General features: G+C 58.3%; 16 protein-coding genes and 1 tRNA gene. 8 read left to right on the top strand and 9 right to left on the bottom strand.

What is annotated here, in order from left to right; genetic code table 11:
• Positions 1-7: 7 nt before the first annotated feature.
• From AB7M29_RS21635 to AB7M29_RS21600, 8 genes are all read right to left on the bottom strand, one after another.
• Positions 8-1399 (bottom strand): GntP family permease, encoded by a 1392-nt coding sequence (locus AB7M29_RS21635; protein WP_217856297.1) that lies wholly within the window; start codon positions 1397-1399, stop codon positions 8-10.
• 283 nt (positions 1400-1682) lie between these two features.
• A complete protein-coding gene (locus AB7M29_RS21630) occupies positions 1683-3098 on the bottom strand; it encodes a sigma-54 interaction domain-containing protein (RefSeq protein ID WP_454247909.1) in 1416 nt (471 codons plus the stop codon).
• Between the two features lie 148 nt (positions 3099-3246).
• On the bottom strand, positions 3247-4827 hold the full coding sequence (locus AB7M29_RS21625) for an ABC transporter ATP-binding protein (RefSeq protein ID WP_454247908.1): 1581 nt from the start codon (positions 4825-4827) through the stop codon (positions 3247-3249).
• A 14-nt stretch (positions 4828-4841) separates the two neighbouring features.
• Complete coding sequence (locus AB7M29_RS21620; RefSeq protein ID WP_454247907.1) at positions 4842-5864, bottom strand: ABC transporter permease; 1023 nt, start codon at positions 5862-5864, stop codon at positions 4842-4844.
• Complete coding sequence (locus tag AB7M29_RS21615; RefSeq protein ID WP_217856288.1) at positions 5864-6925, bottom strand: microcin C ABC transporter permease YejB; 1062 nt, start codon at positions 6923-6925, stop codon at positions 5864-5866. The genes AB7M29_RS21620 and AB7M29_RS21615 overlap by 1 nt, the downstream gene beginning before the upstream one ends.
• Entirely contained in the window at positions 6925-8793 is a 1869-nt protein-coding gene (locus tag AB7M29_RS21610) for an extracellular solute-binding protein (protein WP_454247906.1), read from the bottom strand. Before AB7M29_RS21610 ends, AB7M29_RS21615 begins: the two co-directional genes overlap by 1 nt.
• 135 nt (positions 8794-8928) lie before the next feature.
• On the bottom strand, positions 8929-9210 hold the full coding sequence (locus AB7M29_RS21605) for a peptidylprolyl isomerase (protein ID WP_007898306.1): 282 nt from the start codon (positions 9208-9210) through the stop codon (positions 8929-8931).
• A 134-nt stretch (positions 9211-9344) separates the two neighbouring features.
• Positions 9345-10226, bottom strand: coding sequence for an esterase/lipase family protein (locus AB7M29_RS21600; protein WP_454247905.1), 882 nt, complete (start codon positions 10224-10226; stop codon positions 9345-9347).
• A gap of 338 nt (positions 10227-10564) precedes the next feature.
• On the opposite strand from AB7M29_RS21600, the gene AB7M29_RS21595 reads away from it, so the two are divergent.
• Positions 10565-11617 (top strand): hypothetical protein, encoded by a 1053-nt coding sequence (locus AB7M29_RS21595; RefSeq protein WP_454247904.1) that lies wholly within the window; start codon positions 10565-10567, stop codon positions 11615-11617.
• A gap of 60 nt (positions 11618-11677) precedes the next feature.
• Here the strand turns inward: AB7M29_RS21595 and AB7M29_RS21590 are convergent, their stop codons facing one another.
• Positions 11678-12766, bottom strand: coding sequence for a 3-deoxy-7-phosphoheptulonate synthase (locus tag AB7M29_RS21590; RefSeq protein WP_454247903.1), 1089 nt, complete (start codon positions 12764-12766; stop codon positions 11678-11680).
• Between the two features lie 629 nt (positions 12767-13395).
• On the opposite strand from AB7M29_RS21590, the gene AB7M29_RS21585 reads away from it, so the two are divergent.
• From AB7M29_RS21585 to AB7M29_RS21555, 7 genes are all read left to right on the top strand, one after another.
• The gene (locus tag AB7M29_RS21585; RefSeq protein WP_454247902.1) at positions 13396-14154 is read left to right on the top strand and encodes a carbon-nitrogen hydrolase family protein; all 759 of its coding nucleotides are present in this window, start codon (positions 13396-13398) and stop codon (positions 14152-14154) included.
• Entirely contained in the window at positions 14155-14598 is a 444-nt protein-coding gene (locus AB7M29_RS21580) for a GNAT family N-acetyltransferase (RefSeq protein WP_217856276.1), read from the top strand. It begins immediately after the preceding gene.
• Positions 14599-14725: 127 nt separating this feature from the next.
• A complete protein-coding gene (gene gacA, locus AB7M29_RS21575) occupies positions 14726-15367 on the top strand; it encodes a response regulator transcription factor GacA (protein ID WP_008015884.1) in 642 nt (213 codons plus the stop codon).
• Positions 15368-15369: 2 nt separating this feature from the next.
• A complete protein-coding gene (uvrC, locus tag AB7M29_RS21570; protein WP_123722400.1) occupies positions 15370-17193 on the top strand; it encodes an excinuclease ABC subunit UvrC in 1824 nt (607 codons plus the stop codon).
• Between the two features lie 33 nt (positions 17194-17226).
• On the top strand, positions 17227-17787 hold the full coding sequence (gene pgsA / locus AB7M29_RS21565) for a CDP-diacylglycerol--glycerol-3-phosphate 3-phosphatidyltransferase (protein WP_052964322.1): 561 nt from the start codon (positions 17227-17229) through the stop codon (positions 17785-17787).
• A 63-nt stretch (positions 17788-17850) separates the two neighbouring features.
• Positions 17851-17926: transfer RNA gene (locus AB7M29_RS21560), tRNA-Gly, on the top strand.
• 234 nt (positions 17927-18160) lie between these two features.
• Positions 18161-20002, top strand: coding sequence for a tyrosine-type recombinase/integrase (locus tag AB7M29_RS21555; protein WP_454247901.1), 1842 nt, complete (start codon positions 18161-18163; stop codon positions 20000-20002).
• Positions 20003-20433: the final 431 nt, after the last annotated feature.

The raw sequence follows: 20433 nt of genomic DNA, 5'->3' as shown, positions 1-20433 counted from the left end.
GAATACCTCACACAATGCCAGTGGCGTAGAAAGTACCGATCACCACAAAAACAGCGAGTGTCTTGATCAGCGTAATACAGAAAATGTCTTTGTAGGCCTCGCGGTGGGTCAAACCGGTGACCGCCAGCAAAGTAATCACCGCGCCGTTGTGCGGCAGGGTATCCATGCCGCCACTGGCCATCGCGGCGACCCGGTGCAGCACTTCCAGCGGAATATTGGCGGCATGGGCGGCGCTGATGAACGTCTCGGACATCGCCGCGAGGGCAATGCTCATGCCGCCCGACGCCGAACCGGTGATGCCGGCCAGCAGGGTCACGGTAATCGCTTCGTTGACCAGCGGGTTGGGAATGCTTTTGAGCCAGCCGGACAGCACCAGAAAACCCGGTAGCGATGCGATCACTGCACCGAAACCGTATTCCGACGCGGTGTTCATCGCCGCCAGCAGCGCGCCGCTGACCGCACTTTTACTGCCTTCGGCCAACTTGCCGCGAATCGTCTGAAAGGCGAATACCAGCACCATGACGATGCCTACCAGCAAGGCTGCCTGGACCGCCCAGATCGCCGTCAGTTTGGCGATGTCGGTGGTCACCGGTGCTGCCATGCCTGGCAACGAGAGACTGTGAGTCTTGCCGTACCACAGCGGAATCCAGCGGGTGAACAGCAGGTTCATCAAGCCCACCATCAACAGCGGCGAGAGCGCGATCCACGGGTTGGGTAGCTTGATGTCCGGCGCGGTTTCCGGCTCGTTGCGCAGCTCGGAACCATAACCCTCACCCCTGCGCTGGGCCTTGTTGCGCTGGCTCTGAAGGAACAGCATGCCGGCGCAGAACACGAAAATCGTGCCGATCACACCCAGCCACGGTGCCGCCCAGGCGGTGGTGTTGAAGAAGGTGCTAGGGATGATGTTCTGGATCTGCGGCGTGCCGGGCAGGGCGTCCATGGTGAACGAAAACGCGCCGAGGGCGATGGTCGCCGGGATCAGGCGCTTGGGAATATTGCTCTGGCGGAACATCTCGGCGGCAAACGGGTAGACCGCAAACACCACTACAAACAGTGACACGCCGCCGTAAGTGAGCAGGGCGCAGACCAGCACGATCACCAGCATCGCCTGGCGAGTGCCGAGCAAGCGAATTGCCGCTGCGACGATGGAGCGGGAGAAACCCGACAACTCGATCAGCTTGCCGAACACGGCACCGAGCAGAAACACCGGGAAATACAGTTTGACGAAGCCGACCATTTTTTCCATGAACACCCCGGTGAAGACTGGGGCAACGGCGGAAGGGTCGGTGAGCAGGACGGCGCCGAGGGCGGCGATCGGGGCAAAGAGGATAACGCTGTAGCCACGGTAAGCAGCCACCATCAGCAGCGTAAGAGCTGCCAAGGCAATGATCACACTCATGGTGTGTCTCCTGGATTGTTATTTTTGTAGGTGAAGCTTTGTGGGAAGGGCTATAGCGAGTTTCGTGCCAGAAGTTAAGCTATTGAAATTTAAAGGGATTATTTGGTTTTGAGAGGGTTGTTCGAGTTTTTGTCTCTGTATTGAGATTTTTGATGGCTGGGCTGACGCTTTCGCGGGCAAGCCTCGCTCCTACGGATTGGGATTATTCGTACAATTGCATCACCTGTAGGAGCGAGGCTTGCCCGCGAAGAGGCCCTATCTACCAATAGAGATCAATGTCTCTTTATTGAGACTCGACAATCCCCAACGCCACCATCTTCTTGTACAACGTCGACCGCCCCAACCCCAACCGCGCCGCTGCTTCGATAACCTTTCCGCCGCATTGCGCGAGGGCGGATTCAATCAATTGCCGATCAAACCGTTCGCGAGCCTCACTGAAGGTTTCATGGGCAACCGGCTCAATGGCTTGGGGCGCCACACGCTGCACCGGCGTAAAACTGCCAATCGCCGCGCGGATATCTGCCGCATTCAGCATCAAATCATCACTGAGCAACGCCGCGCGTTCCAGCACGTTACGCAGTTCGCGGATGTTCCCTGGCCAGGCGTGTTGACCCAACAAATCCAGGGCTTCGGCGTTCAGTTCGTGCTGACTGCGCAGCTCCTCGAGGATCGCTTCGCTGAGGGCCGGCAGGTCATCAAGGCGATCACGCAGGGGCGGGACCTGAATCGGCAGCACGTTGAGGCGGTAATACAAATCGGCGCGAAACTCGCCGCGTTTGATCGCCGCTTCCAGATCGGTGGAGGTGGCTGCGATCACCCGCACATCGCTCTGGATCACTTCGTTGGAGCCCACCGGCTCGAATTCCTTTTCCTGCAAAACTCGCAGCAACTTGCTTTGCAGCGGCAGCGGCATGTCGCCGATCTCGTCGAGAAACAGCGTGCCGCCCTGAGCGATTTGCAACTTGCCGGTGCGGCCCTTGCGATCGGCGCCGGTGAATGCACCGGGGGCGGTGCCAAAGAACTCGGCTTCCAGCAGCGACTCGGGGATCGCCGCGCTGTTGATACTGACGAAGGCCTTGTGCGCCCGAGGCGAGGCGCCGTGGATCGCCTGGGCCAGCAACTCCTTGCCGGTACCGGTTTCGCCCAGCAGCAACACCGGAGACTCGGCGCTGGCGCTGCGCCTGGCGCGGCGTTTGACGTCCAGGCTGGCGGCGCTGGTGCCGATGAAATGGGCGAAGTTGTATTTGGTCTGCCGTGCCCGCAGCAGTGAGCGGGTCGATGCCAGTTCTTCCTGCATGCTCAGGTAGCGCTTGAGCATCGGCGACAGGCTGCGCAATTCATCGAACAGGGCAAAACCGATGGCACCGATCACCGCGCCGGCATCGTCGTGAATCGGCAGGCGCATCACCACCAGCGGTTCCTTGGGGGTGTCCTGCATGTCCAGCAGGATGGGTCGTCCGGTGCGCACCACGTCGCGCAACAGGCTGCCGGGGATCACGCTTTCACAGGCCCTGCCGATCGCACCTTCGGCCGATTCGAGGCCGAAACGCCGGGCATAACGCTCGTTCATCCAGACGATGTTCGCATCGCGGTCGACAATCACCGTGCCTTCGCTCGATTGCTCGATGATTTCGAACAGCGAGCGGATCGCCAGGGTGCGAACGCGCTGGTAGTCCTTGAGGCTTTCGGTGGTGTTCATCGGTGTCATATCCAGAATGTGTGGTGTTGTTATGGGCGTCTTCGCGAGCAAGCCCGCTCCCACATTTGAATTGAGGTGTTAATGCGATCCAATGTGGGAGCGGGCTTGCTCGCGAAGGCCGCGACACGGTCCAACGACATGACGCCGATTATGCCCACCCCGGACGCGCCGCCGCCAACAGCTCTTTGGTATAGGGATGCTGCGGCGAGTCGAACACGTCGTGGCTGGCACCGCTTTCCACCACTCTGCCTTCCTTGATCACGATCATGTCGTGGGCCAGGGCGCGAATCACCGCCAGGTCGTGACTAATGAACAGGTAGGTCAGGCCATGTTTCTCCTGAAGCTGGCGCAGCAGGGCGACCACTTGTTTTTGTACCGTGCGATCCAACGCCGAGGTCGGTTCGTCGAGCAGGATCAGCGCCGGTTTCAGTACCAGTGCGCGGGCAATGGCGATGCGCTGGCGCTGGCCGCCGGAGAATTCGTGCGGGTAGCGATGACGGCTTTGCGGGTCGAGGCCGACTTCTTCAAGCACCCGGATCACCTGGGCTTCGCATTCGTCCGGGGTGGACTGGCTGTGCACCTCAAGTCCTTCACTGATGATCTGCGCCACCGACATCCGCGGGCTGAGACTGCCGAAGGGATCCTGGAACACCACCTGCATCTTCTTGCGCCACGGTCGCAGCTGCTTTTGTGTCAAGCCATCCAGCGCCTCACCCTGAAAGCGAATGCTGCCTTCGGAGTCGAGCAAGCGCAGGATCGCCTGACCAAGCGTGGACTTGCCCGAACCGGACTCGCCGACGATGCCCAACGTCTTGCCGCGCTGGACGTTCAGGCTGATGCCATCCACCGCGCGCAGGTAGGTTTTACGCTGAAACAGGCCACCACCGATGACGAACTGCACCTGCAAATTGTCCACTTCCAGCACCTTTTCACGCTCGTCCCGGGGCAGGGCTTCACCTTCCGGTTCGGCGTTCAGCAGCACGCAGCTGTAAGGGTGTTTCGGCTCAGTGAACAGTGTTTCGCAGGGTGCCTGCTCGACGATTTCCCCGGCGTGCATCACACACACTCGCTGAGCAATGCTGCGCACCAGATTGAGGTCGTGGCTGATCAGCAGCAGCGACATGCCGAGCCTCCGTTGCAGGGATTTGAGCAACAGCAGGATCTTGCGCTGCACTGTCACATCCAGCGCAGTGGTCGGCTCATCGGCGATCAGCAATTCCGGCTCGCAGGCCAGGGCCATGGCGATCATCACCCGTTGCCGTTGACCGCCGGACAGTTGATGGGGATAGGCCTTGAGCCGCTCTTCGGGCTTCTGGATGCCCACCAGTTGCAGCAACTCGAGAATCCGCGCTTGCGCCGCTTTGCCGCCCAGTCCTTTATGCAGCAACAGGGTTTCGCCAATTTGTTTTTCGATGTTGTGCAGAGGGTTGAGGGAGCTCATCGGCTCCTGAAAAATCATCGCGATCCGGTTGCCGCGCAGCTCGCGCAAAGTCTTGATGTCAGCGCCGATCAATTCCTGGCCGCGATAGCGAATGCTACCAGTGGTTTCAGTGCCGGTCTCGGGCAGCAGTTGCAGGATCGAGTGGGCGGTCACCGATTTGCCGCAACCCGACTCGCCGACCAACGCCAGGCACTCGCCGGGGCGGATGTCCAGGCACAGGTTGCGCACCACGGTCTGGCCGCTGAAGGCCACGGAGAGGTCACGGATTTCGATCAGGTTGTCACTCATATCAATAATCCGCGTCAAGATCGAGGGTCAAAGGCATCACGCAGCGCCTCGCCAATGAACACCAGTAAAGAAAGAATCAGCGCCAGGGTGAAAAACGCTGTGAGACCCAGCCACGGTGCCTGCAGGTTCTGCTTGCCTTGACCGATCAATTCGCCCAGGGAAGCACTGCCAGTGGGCATACCGAAGCCGAGAAAATCCAGCGCCGTGAGGGTGGAAATCGCGCCGGTCAAAATGAACGGCAGATAACTCAGGGTCGCATTCATCGCATTGGGCAGAATGTGCCGCACGATCACCTTGCGGTCGGTCAGGCCTAGCGCACGGGCGGCCTTGACGTATTCCAGGTTGCGTCCGCGCAGGAACTCTGCGCGCACCACGTCCACCAGGGCTAGCCAGGAAAACAGCGCCATGATCCCCAGCAGCCACCAGAAATTCGGCTCGACGAAGCCCGACAGAATGATCAGCAAGTACAGCACCGGCAGCCCCGACCAGACTTCCAGCAAGCGCTGACCGATCAGGTCAACCCAGCCGCCGTAATAGCCTTGCAGCGCACCGGCGGCGATACCGATCAACGCACTGATGAAGGTCAGCGCCAGTGCGAACAGGATCGACACCCGCGCCCCGAAAATCACCCGGGCCAGCACGTCGCGGGCCTGATCGTCGGTGCCCAGCCAGTTGACCTTCGATGGTGGACTCGGCGCCGGTTGATTGAGGTCGTAATTGGGCGTGTCGTCGCTGAACGGGATCGGCGGAAACAGCATCCAGCCGCCGTCCTTGTGAATCAGCTTTTGCACGTATTCGCTGCGGTAGTCGGCTTGAAAGGGCAGTTGCCCGCCAAATTCCTGTTCGGTGTGGCGTTTGAATGCCGGGAAATACAGCGAGCCCTGATAACTGACCATCAGCGGTTTGTCGTTGGCGATCAGCTCGCCACCGAGAGTCAGCAGGAACAGGCCGATAAACAACCACAGCGACCACCAGCCCCGGCGGTTTTTCTTGAAACGGTCGAAACGGCGACGGCCCAGCGGCGAGAGCTTGAACATCAGGCGTTCCTCGCGGCGAAGTCGATGCGTGGGTCGACCAGGGTGTAGCAGAGGTCGCCGATGAGTTTTATCAGCAGGCCGAACAAGGTGAAGATGAACAGCGAACCGAACACCACTGGATAGTCCCGTGATACTGCGGCTTCGTAACTCATGCGCCCCAGGCCATCGAGGGAAAAAATCACTTCGATCAGCAGCGAGCCGGCGAAGAAGACGCTGATGAAAGCCTGGGGGATTCCCGACACCACCAACAGCATCGCGTTGCGAAACACATGGCCGTAAAGCACCCGGCGTTCGCTCAAGCCCTTGGCTCGGGCGGTGACCACGTATTGGCGGGTGATTTCATTGAGGAAGGAATTCTTGGTGAGGATCGTCAGCGTAGCGAAACCGCCAACCACCAGCGCCGTCACCGGCAGCACCAGGTGCCAGAAGTAATCGGTGATTTTGCCCAGGGTCGACAGTGATTCGAAATTGTCCGAGACCAGGCCGCGCACCGGGAACCAGTTCAACGAGGTACCGCCGGCGAAGATCACGATCAGGAACATCGCGAACAGGAACGCCGGCATCGCATAACCGATGATGATCGCGGTGCTGCTCCAGATATCGAAATGGCTGCCGTGATGCACAGCCTTGCGGATGCCCAGAGGGATCGACACCAGGTAGGTGATCAACGTGGCCCAGAGCCCGAGGGAAATGGTTACCGGCATCTTTTCCAGAATCAGGTCGGTGACGGTGGCGCCACGGAAAAAACTCTTGCCGAAGTCGAGGCGGGCGTAACTCTTGAGCATCAGCCACAGACGTTCCGGCGCCGGCTTATCGAAGCCATATTGCTTTTCGATCTCCTTGATCAACTGCGGATCGAGCCCGCGACTGGCACGCGAACTGCCCTGCACGGCGTCGCTAGAACCGCCGCCGACACTCGCGCCGCCGATGCCTTGCAACTGCGCGATGGCCTGTTCCACCGGGCCGCCGGGTGCAGCCTGGACGATAACGAAATTGACCAGAAGAATGATCACCAGTGTCGGAATGATCAGCAGCAAGCGCCGCAATACGTAAGCCCACATTAGTGCGGCCCTCCGGGTTTGCCGCGTTTGATGAGCTCGGCAGTCATCTGTTGGTTGGTCAGCGGGGTGGAGCTCACTTGCCACCAACTCTCGATGGCTTCGTCATTGCTCGCTTGCACAGAGGGAATGCCAAAGCGGTTCCACCATACAGTCGAGCTGCCCGGCGGGTAATAATTGGGAATCCAGTAGAAGTTCCATTGCAGGACGCGGTCCAGGGCGTGGGCGTAGCGCAGCATGTCAGCTTGGGTGGTGGCGCGGACCAGGCCGTTGACCAGCGTGTCGACCGCCGGGTTCTTCAGCACCATGTAGTTGTTGGAACCAGGATCGTTGGCCGCCGCCGAGCCAAAATAGTTGTACAACTCGTTGCCCGGCGAAGTGGTGACCGGGTAGCCGGTGACGATCATGTCGTAATCCCGGGACATCAAGCGGTTTACGTACTGGGAAGCGTCGATGTGGCGAATATTCATGTCGATGCCGATTTGTTTCAGGGTGCGCTTGTAAGGCAGCAGCAATCGGTCCATGCCGTTCTGGCTGATCAGGAAGGTGAAGCTCAGCGGTTGGCCTTGGGCATTGACCAGTTGATCGCCATCGGGTTTCCAGCCGGCCTGTTCGAGCAGGTCCAGGGCTTGCAACTGTTTATCGCGGATCACGCCGCTGCCATCGGTTTTCGGCGCTTCGAAGACTTGGGTAAAGACTTCGTCGGGGATCTGTCCGCGTAGCGGTTCGAGGATCGCCTGTTCACCTGCGTCGGGCAGCTGCCGGGCTGCAAGGTCAGTATTGGAAAAGTAGCTCTGCTGGCGGATGTAGAGGTCGCGCATCATTTGCCGGTTGCTCCACTCGAAATCCCAGAGCATGGCCAGGGCCTTGCGCACTCGGCGGTCCTGGAACATCGGGTTTTGCAGGTTGAACACAAACCCCTGGGCCGTTTGCGGTGCCTCTTTGGCCAAGTGGGCTTTTTGCAGGCGACCGTCGTTCAGGGCAGGGCTGTCGTAGCCGATGGAATAGGCGGTGGCGGAGAATTCGCGGTTGTAGTCATAGGCGCCGCCACGCAACACCTGACGGGCAACGTCGGTATCGCCGAAGTACTCGATGCTGAAATGATCGAAATTGTAGAGGCCGCGGCTGACCGGTAAATCCTTGCCCCACCAGTCGGCGTTACGTTCGAAGGTGATGCTGCGCCCGGAGTCGATTTTACTCACGCGGTACGGCCCGCTGCCCAGCGGTGGCTCGTAACCACCGCCGCTGGCAAAGTTGCGGGTTTTCCACCAGTGCTCGGGGAATACCGGCAAGGTCGCGAGGTCCAGGGGCAGGGTACGGTTTTCGTTGCTCTTGAAGTCGAACCGAACGGTGAGTGGTGACTCCATTTCGACGCCTTTGACATCGGCGAATTGCGTGCGATAGCGCAAGCTGCCTTGGGTCATCAGCAGATTGAAGGTGTAGCGCACGTCTTCGGCGGTGATCGGCTTGCCGTCGGCGAAACGGGCCTTCGGATTCAGATAGAAGCGCAGAGACAGTCCGTCATCGGAACGCTCCATCTGTTGGGCGACCAAGCCGTAAACGGTATAGGGCTCGTCCAGCGAGCGCTGGGCCAGGGGCGAGTAGATCAAACCGTCGATCTGCGTGACACCCGTGCCCTTGTCGATGTACGGCAGGATATGGTCGAAATGGCCAATTTCCATCGCCGAGCGACGCATCGTGCCGCCCTTGGGCGCTTGCGGGTTGGTGTAGGCGAAGTGGCTGAAGCCAGCGGGATACTTCGCCGGTTCACCGTACACGGTCAACGCATGTTGCGGTGCAGCGTTCACACCGGCGGCGCCCAATAACAGGGCCACGGCAGTGAACAACAAAGTGGGGAAAACCAGTCGCATTGTCAGCCTTAGAGCCGGGTGGTCGATAACCACAATTTGTACGCTAGCGGCGCGTCCCTCGCCAGCCGTATCACGTAACGAAAACACAACGGCCCACCAAAAGGCGGGCCGTTATGCAGCAAACTCAAGGGTTGATCAGTCCTGACGGCTGGTCACTTCCAGCAGGTGGTAACCGAACTGGGTCTTGACCGGGCCTTGCACCACGTTGATCGGTGCGCTGAAGACCACGGTATCGAATTCCTTGACCATCTGGCCTGGACCGAACGAACCCAAGTCACCGCCCTGGCGGCTGGACGGGCAGCTGGAGTTGGCTTTAGCGACTTCGGCGAAGTCGGCACCGGCCTCGATCTGGGCTTTGAGTTCGTTGCACTTTTCTTCGCTGGAAACCAGGATGTGACGGGCAGTAGCTTTGGCCATGGGAAAATACTCCATTCAATGTTCAATAAAGTGCGGAGCCTACCGGATTCAGTGGGCTATTTCTCTCTCAAAGTTCCGTGAATATCAATTCCGTGGATATCAGTTCCGTCTATCGCGTGGCATCAAGACATTGCTTAAAGGCCGGCATTTCTCAAGCGTTCGGCATGCTGTACGTACAGGGCGATCGGGTCGATGCCCTTGCGGACCTTACCGGTTGTCTGGCCGAGGCTATCTAGATGATCCAGCGGATAGTCTGAACGGATCACTTTCCCCAAATGGGCGCTGAATCGGCCGACCATGCCGTCATTCTGTTCGGCTTCGGTGGTGAAATAGTGGGAGAAGGCCCGCAGGAATCCGTGCAGCGGATTGAGTGCATGGAGCCCCTCATCGAGAATGTTGCCCTGCAGGATGCCGCTCCAGGAATAGTAGCGCACGCCGTTCACCAATTCGCGACCCTTGCCGCCCCAGGTTTTCGGTAACCCTTGAGGGTACTTGTCGTTGAATGCGCCGACGCCTTCGGTGGTCAGTGCATTGAGGGCGGCGATGGCGTTCTGAGGCAGGTGTCGGCTGCCACTGAGCAACGACAGGAAGTCGGCGAACAGGGTGGCCACCGCTCCGGCGACTTGTTCCGGCAGGCGCCCGGGTGTCAGCGCCTTGCGCAGGAAATCGGCCAGTTCCGAGCCATGGTTCGGCCCGCTGACCGATGTCACCGAAGCGACCGCCTCCGGCGCCAGCGCCCCCGCATACCGTGCCGCCAGTGCCCCCTGACTGTGACCGATCAGGTTGACTTTGCTTGCACCGGTTCCTTGCAATACCCGGTCAATCTGCGCCAACAGTTGTTCGCCGCGGGTTTCATTACTGTGGGTGGCTGACAGGTGTGGGATGAAAACTCTTGCGCCTGCGTTTCTCAGGGCCAGTTTGACGTCATGGAAAAGCTCCAGGTTGCCGATGCGATCGAAGCCGAAGAGCCCGTGCACCAGCAGGATTGGATAGTGAGTGATCGCATTCCGTAGCATGTACATTCCTTTTTCGCAGTAGGTCAGGTGTGTGCTCAAGGGCGCACTCTAAAGCACACCACCCGTTCGGCGATGTATGAAAAAGCCGCTGTAACCTGATGAAAACGGAATAGAAATTGTACGAAAGCTCGGATGAACATGAGGTCTTGGTCGGAATATCCGGACATCTTTTTAACGATGACTGCGAGCTTCCTCGCAATGACCTACCGCTGAAACGTCCTTTTACCGTGCAAGCCGACGCGATTGTCCGGCAGCGCGAATCAGCACCGCGGGTTTCAATAGGCTTCGTTCGATGTCGACCTCAAGGCGACATTCATTCCAAGGACTGGAGCGTATAAATGACTTCTTATGAAGCAGATAACTTGAATGTTGTAGAGCAATGCCTGGTGGCACCACAGCTGGATCAGGCGGATAACGCCACACTCGATCCGTCCGACAATAAGGCGATTATCACCGTCGCGCCTTACCCGGACATGACCTGCGGAGACAAACTGGTCATGTTCTGGTCAGGTATTGATGCAGAGGGTGTTGCGTATCGGCATGAGGTATCGCGTTTTGTCAGCGAAGCTCAGGTGGGCAGGGCGATTGTCTTTTGCGTATCGGCCGTGCACATCGCCGCATTGGACGGCGGGTCACTCGAGGTTTATTACGCCCTCTACACTGCGCGCCTTTGTGAACCTGTGGAGTCCGGGCGTTTATACCTGAGCGTCGGTGATGTCCGGCCAGATTTGCTGCCAGTGATTGTGAACGATGCGGTGGGCGGCACGCTCGATCCGGACCGAGTCGTGGAGGGTGCACGCGTAACGATCAGGCCGTATGCCCGGATGGCGGCGGGAGATCGGGTCTTGCTGTCCTGGGCAGGTGTTACGCCACAAGCGAGTTTCAATGACACGTTGAAAGTCGAATCCTTTGCAGTGGGTGGTGAGCTGTCGTTCTGGGTAAGTCCTGACTGTATTGCACCCAATCTCGGGGCAGCCGTTACGATCGGCTACCGCGTCGAGCAGAAGGGGCAGGCGTCACGCTTCTCGGAGCTGGCACCACTGTTGATCGGGCCGCTGGATAGAGAGCCGCTTTTACCACCTACCGTGCTGGAAACCGATGAGGGTTGGCTGGATGTGCAAGATGCGATCGATGGTGTCACCGTCGTGATCGACAATGCTCAGGCTGAAGAGGGGGAACTGGTCTATCTGAAATGTGACGGGGAGCATTTCAATCATCGCGATGATCGTGAAATCTCCAGGGAAATGGCCGGTCAACCGCTGGTATTTATCGTTCCCTACAGGTTTTGGCGCGAGCATCAGGACTTGACGGTCCGAGTAGCCTATTCGGTCGAGCGTCTCGACGATGTGAGCCAGCAGTCCGAAGCCACGTTGGTGCATGTGCACTCGTAAACCTGTTTTAACGTCAACCGCCTTCCGGTATTCGATTGAAAACCGGAAGGCGGGGATTGGTCACTTTGGCTGTTGAATATGGCGCTGCGTACGAAGTCGCTCGGCTGCCTGCAGCAACAATTGTTCCGTCCCGGTCCAGCCAAGGCAGCCGTCCGTTACCGACACACCGTAACGCAGCGACGGGCTCAATGGCTGGCAGCCTTCGAACAGATGGCTCTCAATCATCATGCCGACCAGCGAACGATCACCTTGCAGGCGTTGTTCAAGCACGTCGTTGAACACGACTGGCTGACGCAATGGATCTTTACCGCTGTTAGCGTGGCTGCAGTCGACCATGATCCGCGCCGGGATCTTGAGTCTGGTCAAATCGCTGTGCACCTGGGCGATGCTGTCGCGGTCATAGTTCGGCCCGCGATGGCCACCACGCAGTACCAGATGGGTGTCGGGGTTGCCCGGTGTCTGAATAATCGCCGGATGCCCTTGGCTATCGACGCCGAAATGGCGATGCGGATGGGCGGCCGAGCGCATGGCATCGCTGGCGACAGCCACACCGCCATCGGTGCCGTTCTTGAACCCTACCGGCATGCTCAGGCCGCTGGCCATTTCCCGGTGGATCTGTGATTCGGTGGTACGGGCGCCAATCGCGACCCAGCTCAGCAGGTCGTCGAAGTAGCCGGCGGCCATCGGTTGCAGCAATTCGGTGGCAACGGGCAAGCCCAGTTGGAGCATTTCGCGCATCAATTCGCGGGACAGCGTTAAACCGCTCGCCATGTCATCGCTGCCATCCAGATGCGGGTCGTAGGCCAGGCCTTTCCAGCCGATCGTGGTGCGGGGTTTTTCGACATAGGCGCGCATCACCAGCAGCATCTCATCGCTGACTTGCGTGGACAGACGGGCCAGGTTGGCGGCGTATTCGAGAGCAGAACGGGGATCGTGAATCGAGCAGGGACCGACGATGACCAGCAGACGGGAGTCTTCACCGTTGAGGATCGCGCGAACCGCCTCACGGTGGTCGGCGACTTGCCGGGTCAGGGCATTGCTGAGGGGTAATTGCTGTTTGAGTTGCAATGAACTGGGCAGACGCAAGGTCAGCGCTTCATTGGCAGGGCTCAGGGTGGACAGCGGCAGAGCAGAGACGGACGAGTTCATATTCGGGCTTCCTGGGGCTGGCGGCGGGTTCGTTCCCGCGCGCTCGGCCCTACTGGGGTGTTCGACAATTGGCCGGATTGGCTGCGTGTGTGTGCTTGCCACCTGTGGGTGACCGATCGGAGGCGGCAGGCTGTCCCGAGCGGAGGCTGGTAAATCGCCAGGCGGTAAAACTGTCGTAACGGTAATAAGTGGCGTAGTTCATGTCGTGAATCCTCAAATTGTCTGGTTGACGCTAAAAATGTTCAGGGCTGAAAAAAACAAAACCCCCGGTCGGGAGGCCGACCGGGGGTTGAGAATTCTCTGGTGGCGACCCGTTTAAAGTGGGCGCCGTGTGGGTATCAGGCGCGCCAGTGGCTAAACCAATACCCAAAATAAAAGCTGACCGAAGCACAAACGTCATTCGCCCGGGCAGCCGCAACCGAGCGCGGGGCGCTGGCGGTACGAAGCTGTGAGAGGGCGTTGAGCATGGTCTGTCTCCGATGAATGCGCCGAGCTTACTAGAGGCCGGTACGCGGATTCAATCAGAAAATGCTATCGATGATCATGGGCTTGTCTATCGCTTGAGTACGTCGGGGGTTGTGACACACTTTGCGCTGCGCCCAACCACCACAACGTCACAAGGACGAACCATGACGACACTGACCATTGCCGCCGCTCAATCGATCTCCATCGTCGGTGATCTTGCCGCCAATATGGCCTGGCATCGGCGCTTCATGCAGATTGCTGCGGAGCAGGGCGTGCAATTGCTGGTGTTTCCGGAACTGTCGCTGACCGGGTATGAACGCGGCTTGGCGGTGGAGCTGGCCATAGCGCCAGACGCCGATGTGCTGCAACCGTTGCGCGATTTCGCGCGGGAAGTCGGTGTGACCAGTGTCGTTGGGATGCCGATTCGTCTGTCGGACGATTCGCCGGTATTGATCGGTGCGCTGGTATTGGGTGCCGATGGATCGCTTGGGGTTTACAGCAAGCAGCATCTGCACCCGGGCGAGGACGTGGCATTTGCCCCGGGAACGGGCGGTTCGACATTAAAGATCGGCAGCGACACCGTCGCGCTAGCGGTATGCGCCGATTTTTCTCACGCCAGTCACGCGGCAGCCGCGGCACGGCAGGGTGCTGATCTTTATGCCGCGGGCGTGTTGATCACGGAAAACGGCTACGCTCCAGATACCGCACTATTGCAGGGCTATGCTCGCACCCACTCGATGGCGGTACTGATGGCCAACCATGGTGGCGCAACGGGTGGCTGGGAGTCGGCAGGGCGCAGTGCAATCTGGGCAGCGGACGGGACGTTGATTGTGGCGGCGCTGGGTACGGGGAACCTTATGGTCGTTGCTCGTCGCAACGCTGATGGCTGGAAAGGGCAAATCGTGGCTGTGGCGGAGGCTTGAATGGGTTTCGAATTGCGTCCGGCAACGTCTCGGGATCTGGACTTTGCTCGTGACCTGACTTGTCGAAATATGCTTCGCTACTACATTCAACATGAGCTGTTGTGGCTGGACGAGGCCTTTGATGTCGCCTGGGAGGGACGCGAAAACTGGCTGATTGTGCGTGATGACACGTTGATGGGGTATGTCAGTCTGAGCCGCGACGCTAGAGCCTTGTATATCCGCGAATTGCATTTATTAGCAGCGTACCAGGGGCAGGGCGCCGGTTCCTGGGCGATCGATCAGGTATTCGCCATGGCGTGCAAGGAACGACGTCCGGCATTGCGTCTGACCGTCTTTGAAAATAATCCGGCAAAAATGCTTTACGAGAGAAAGGGTCTCAAGGTGGTCGGTCAAGACCAGTGTTTCCTGAGAATGCAGCGTGATATCAATGAACTGCATCGCTGAAACACACTGGCGGCAAGCCTCGCAAGAAGAATTGACACTTTTTATATGCGGCTTGCCGCTAGGTCTGCCAGTTGCTTTTTGCTAAGGTGTCCGACAACCCAATAAGACCAAATCGCGAGGTGTCTGCTTGATTAGGGTGCTAGTAGTCGATGACCATGATCTCGTTCGTACAGGCATTACACGAATGCTGGCTGACATCGATGGCCTGCAAGTAGTCGGCCAGGCTGAGTCAGGGGAGGAATCCCTGCTTAAAGCGCGTGAGTTGAAACCTGATGTGGTGCTGATGGACGTCAAGATGCCCGGGATCGGCGGTCTTGAAGCCACGCGCAAATTATTGCGCAGTCATCCGGACATCAAAGTCGTTGCGGTCACCGTGTGCGAAGAAGATCCGTTTCCTACCCGGCTGTTACAGGCAGGTGCCGCAGGTTACCTGACCAAGGGCGCCGGACTGCCGGAAATGGTCCAGGCCATTCGCCTGGTATTTGCCGGGCAACGCTACATCAGCCCGCAGATTGCCCAGCAACTGGCGATCAAGTCGTTCCAGCCAACCAATGATTCGCCCTTCGACGCCTTGTCGGAGCGGGAAATCCAGATTGCGTTGATGATTGTCGGCTGTCAGAAGGTGCAGATCATTTCCGACAAACTGTGCCTGTCGCCAAAAACAGTGAATACCTACCGTTACCGTATTTTCGAGAAGCTTTCGATCAGCAGCGATGTCGAGTTGACGCTGTTGGCGGTTCGTCACGGCATGGTTGATGCCAGCCTCTGAAAATGACTGAAATCTTCGATCCAAGTGCTTTTCTGTCGACGGTCAGTGGGCGGCCGGGCGTCTATCGCATGTTCGACAGCGATGCGCGGCTGCTTTATGTCGGCAAAGCCAAAAATCTCAAGAAGCGCTTGGCGAGCTACTTCCGCAAAGCCGGTCTTGCCCCCAAGACCGCCGCGCTGGTGGGCCGTATCGCCCAGGTCGAAACCACCATCACGGCCAACGAAACCGAAGCCTTGCTGCTTGAGCAGACGCTGATCAAGGAATGGCGTCCGCCGTACAACATCCTGCTGCGCGACGACAAATCCTACCCTTACGTCTTTCTCTCGGATGGCCAGTTCCCACGCTTGAGCATTCATCGGGGCGCGAAAAAGGCCAAGGGCAAATATTTCGGCCCTTATCCCAGCGCAGGGGCGATTCGCGAAAGCCTCAGTCTGCTGCAAAAGGCTTTTTTTGTTCGTCAGTGCGAAGACAGCTTCTACAAGAACCGTGCTCGACCTTGTCTGCAATATCAGATCAAGCGTTGCAAGGCGCCGTGTGTGGGGCTGGTGGAGCCCGAGGTGTATGCCGAAGATGTACGCCACTCGGTAATGTTTCTTGAAGGTCGCAGCAATGCCCTGGCGGACGAGTTGTCTGCGGCCATGGAGGAAGCGGCGGTTAACCTCGAGTTCGAGCGCGCCGCCGAGCTGCGTGACCAGATCTCATTGCTGCGTCGGGTCCAGGACCAGCAGAGCATGGAAGGCGGGACGGGCGATATCGATGTGATTGCGGCGTTCGTCAATCCAGGTGGCGCCTGCGTGCACTTGATCAGCGTGCGCGGTGGCCGGGTGTTGGGGAGCAAGAACTTCTTTCCGCAGGTGGGTATCGAGGAAGACGTTTCCGAAGTCATGGCAGCGTTCCTCGGTCAATATTTCATCAGCAGTCCCGAGCGCGACTTGCCGAGCGAGCTGATCGTCAACGTGGTTCACGAAGACTTTCCGACCCTGATCGCAGCCATCGAAGAGCTGCGCGGTCGCGAATTGACCATCAGCCATCGAGTTCGCGGCACCCGAGCGCGCTGGCAGCAATTGGCGGTCACCAATGCCGAGCAAGCGCTGGGCGCACGTCTGGCTAACCGGCAACACGTTGCGGCACGTTTCGATGCCCTGGCCGAAGTGCTGAAACTGGACGAGCCGCCGCAACGTCTCGAGTGTTACGACATCAGTCATTCCAGCGGCGAGGCCACGGTGGCGTCCTGTGTGGTGTTCGGCCCGGAAGGTCCGATCAAATCAGACTACCGTCGCTACAACATTGAGGGCGTGACGCCGGGCGATGACTATGCCGCGATGCACCAGGCCCTGACCCGACGCTTCAGCAAATTGAAGGACGGCGAGGGCAAGTTGCCGGATATCCTGCTGGTCGACGGCGGCAAAGGTCAGCTGTCCATGGCCCGTGATGTGCTTAACGAACTGGCTGTGCCAGACCTGATTCTCTTGGGTGTGGCCAAGGGCGCGACGCGCAAGGCCGGTTTCGAAACCCTGTACCTCAACGACGCGGCCCATGAATTCACCTTGCGCGGCGATTCCCCCGCGCTGCATCTGATCCAGCAGATCCGCGACGAAGCGCACCGTTTCGCCATTACGGGGCACCGCGCACGTCGTGGCAAAACTCGCCGCACGTCTACACTTGAGGGCGTTGCCGGCGTCGGACCGACACGTCGACGCGATTTGTTGAAACATTTTGGTGGATTACAGGAGCTGACTCGTGCCAGCATCGAAGAGATCGCCAAAGCACCCGGAATCAGCAAAAAGCTCGCAGAGTTGATTTATGCAAATCTGCACAGCGAGTAGAATGCCCAACTCACCTCGTAGCCAGTTGTGCCGATGAATATCCCTAATCTGATTACCGTTCTACGCGTCCTGCTCATCCCGATCTTCATTTTGCTGTTTTATTTGCCTTACCACTGGAGCTATTTGGCTTCTGCCTCGGTCTTTGCATTTGCCGCCGCGACCGACTGGCTCGACGGGTATCTAGCCCGTCGTCTGGAACAAAGCACACCGTTCGGAGCCTTCCTCGACCCTGTTGCGGACAAGCTGATGGTCGCCGTTGCCCTGGTTCTGCTGGTGCAAGAGCATGGCAACCTGTGGCTCACGCTGCCGGCCGCCGTCATCATCGGTCGCGAAATTGTCGTCTCGGCACTGCGCGAGTGGATGGCCGAACTCGGTGCCCGCGCCCATGTAGCGGTGTCGAACCTGGGCAAATGGAAAACCGCCGCGCAAATGCTGGCGCTGGTGATCCTGCTGGCCAACCCTTCCGACTTTACCTTCTGGGTCCTGATGGGGTACGCCTTGCTGCTGGTGTCCGCTGGCCTGACATTGTGGTCCATGGTCCAATACTTGCGGGCTGCCTGGCCGCATCTGAAGACGGACGTGGAAAAGAAATAAAACTTTTTTGAATCAAGGGGTTGACGGGGGATGTGGATTCTATAGAATGCGCATCACCAAGACGCGGGAATAGCTCAGTTGGTAGAGCACGACCTTGCCAAGGTCGGGGTCGCGAGTTCGAGTCTCGTTTCCCGCTCCAAATATTGCGCTGCAGAGTTCCACTGAATTCTGTAAGTGATTGAAATCAGGACCTTCGGGTCCTTTTTTCGTTCCGGCGGGAACCACTGAAATCCTGCACTATCCGGTGCGTTTAAGTCCCGATTTAAGTCCCGATGGGAATCTTGAATTTGGATGAGTACTGAATCGGTTTGTTGCTGGATCAGCTTGGATCGCGAGATGAGCATCTGGCCCTGACTCTGTTCAGGAGCTCGCGATGGCACTCTCGGATATGACCGTTCGGCACGCCCGAATCACCGGTAATGATTACACGTTAGGCGACACGGATGGGCTTGCGCTCAATGTGACGGCTCAGGGCGGAAAAATCTGGCGTTTCAGGTACTACTGGGCGGGCACGCAGAAGCGTATGTCTCTGGGTAGTTATCCGCAAATCGGCCTCAAAGAAGCCAGAGCGCGACGTGATGAAGCGCGTGCTTTGGTTGCTCAAGGCATCAACCCCTATGAACACCGTAAACAGCAGCGTCGCGCTGTTCGTTTTGCGGCAGAGCATACCTTCGAGGCCGTGTTCAATCAGTGGGTGGATTTCCGCAGGCTGAGCCTGAAGGAAGGCCGTCAGAGCACGCTCTCGCAAATCTTAAGAATCTTCAATAAAGACGTCCTGCCTTCGCTTGGAGAGCGGTCCGTCTACGATATCAATCGTCACGATCTGCTGAATTTGCTGAGCAGGATCGAACAGCGCAAGGCCTTAACCACAGCCGAAAAATGTCGGACCTGGTTCAATCAATTGTTCCGCTATGCGCTGGTGAAGATCGAGGGGCTGGAACACAATCCGGCTTCAGACCTCGATGTTGTCGCACTACCCAAGCCTCCGGTTGCGCACAATCCATTTCTTCGTATGGACGAGCTCCCTGCATTGATGGCTGCTCTTCGAAACTACGGTGGCGCAAACCAAACACGCCTTGGTCTTCGATTGTTGCTGCTGACCGGTGTCCGCACGGGCGAGCTGCGCTTGGCGACACCCGACCAGTTCGATCTGGAGCAGCGGTTATGGATCATACCCGCGGAGGTGGTGAAACAACTCCAGCTAGCGATGCGTAAGCCAGGGAAGCAGGTCTCAAACATACCCCCCTACATCGTCCCGCTGTCGGTTCAGGCGCTGGAGATAGTGCGTCACTTGCTGGACCAGGTGCTCCCGGCACAGCGTTACTTATTTGCGCATCGAAGCGACCTGAGCAAGCGCATCAGCGAGAACACTCTGAATGGAGCGTTACGCCGGATGGGGTACGCTGATCAACTCACCGGTCATGGCATGAGGGCGACGATCTCGACGGCGCTGAACGAGATCGGATACCCGAAGGTATGGGTGGATGCTCAGCTTTCTCATGCCGACCCGGACAAGGTGAGTGCGGCCTACAATCACGCAGAATACGTCGAGCAGCGTCGGACGATGATGCAGGATTGGGCGAACCGTTTGGATCTGTGGGGGCAGGGCCAGCTGAAAGCGGCAAGCTCTCCGCTGACTATTCGTTTAGAGGGTGCAGCTTCGCTGCCCTCGTTGGAAAACGCGAACACAAACTCCGTTCTGTACAACGGCAGCTTTCCAGCGACGACCGTCCTGGCGCCCAAAATGTTAGTCAGCAACGAACCGGCCCTTATCGCGCCCCAACAGTCGCCTGCCGTACCCGTTCCAATCCAGACTGAAAAACTGCAAAAACCTCAGATGTCTGAGATCCAGCGCGAGCGCGCTGAGATGCTGGTCACTTATGAGGCTTCGAGCAATTTGCCGTTGCTGGTCTTCGCTAGACTGGCAGGTAAATCCCGCGATCAGGTCAATCGCGATATCAAGGCCCGGCGCCTACTGTCCCTGAGCCTAGGTAATCGTGGTCAGCGCATTCCCGATTGGCAGCTTGATCCATTGCGGCACAAGTTGGTTCTCGCGGTGCTGATGCGGTCTCCGGATGCGGATGCATGGAGGCTTTATCGCGCTCTTTGTAAACCTCATGAACGACTAAAAGGTCGTTCGCCAATCGATGTGCTCACTCTGGAGAATTTCGATGTGACTGCACGGATCGTTTGCACCGCGCTGGGCTCAAGCTGAGGTGCTGCCTTCGAGCGGTGACAACGGATGTCGCAGCTTGCTTAAGTGCATCTGGCACGGGCTACTCCTGATGCGTGGAATTCACAAATCACATGAAGTGTTGGAGCGGGTCGGAAAGAGGCTTCTATTGCGCAGAATGACATCATTTGGCAATATCTCGCCCCCCGCACTCTCTTGTCAGCTCTCCATCCCTCTCATTTGGGGGCTGCGTCTTGGAGATGCTGGGTAACCCGGCCTCGCGCCGGGTTTTTTATTCGTCCGGCAAGCATGGCTGGCGGATAAATTTTGAGTATCCAGCTACCCCATGTTTGGGGTGCTAGGGGTCGAGTGTTCGAATCACTCCCTCCCGACCATATTTTTCAATGACTTAGCCCGATTTGAAAAGATTGGGCTTTTTCATGTCTGAAAAAATACTCCCACATTTACTTCCA

The sequence above is a fragment of the Pseudomonas sp. F-14 TE3623 genome, assembly GCF_053629015.1.
This window is presented reverse-complemented; position numbering and strand designations above follow the sequence as displayed.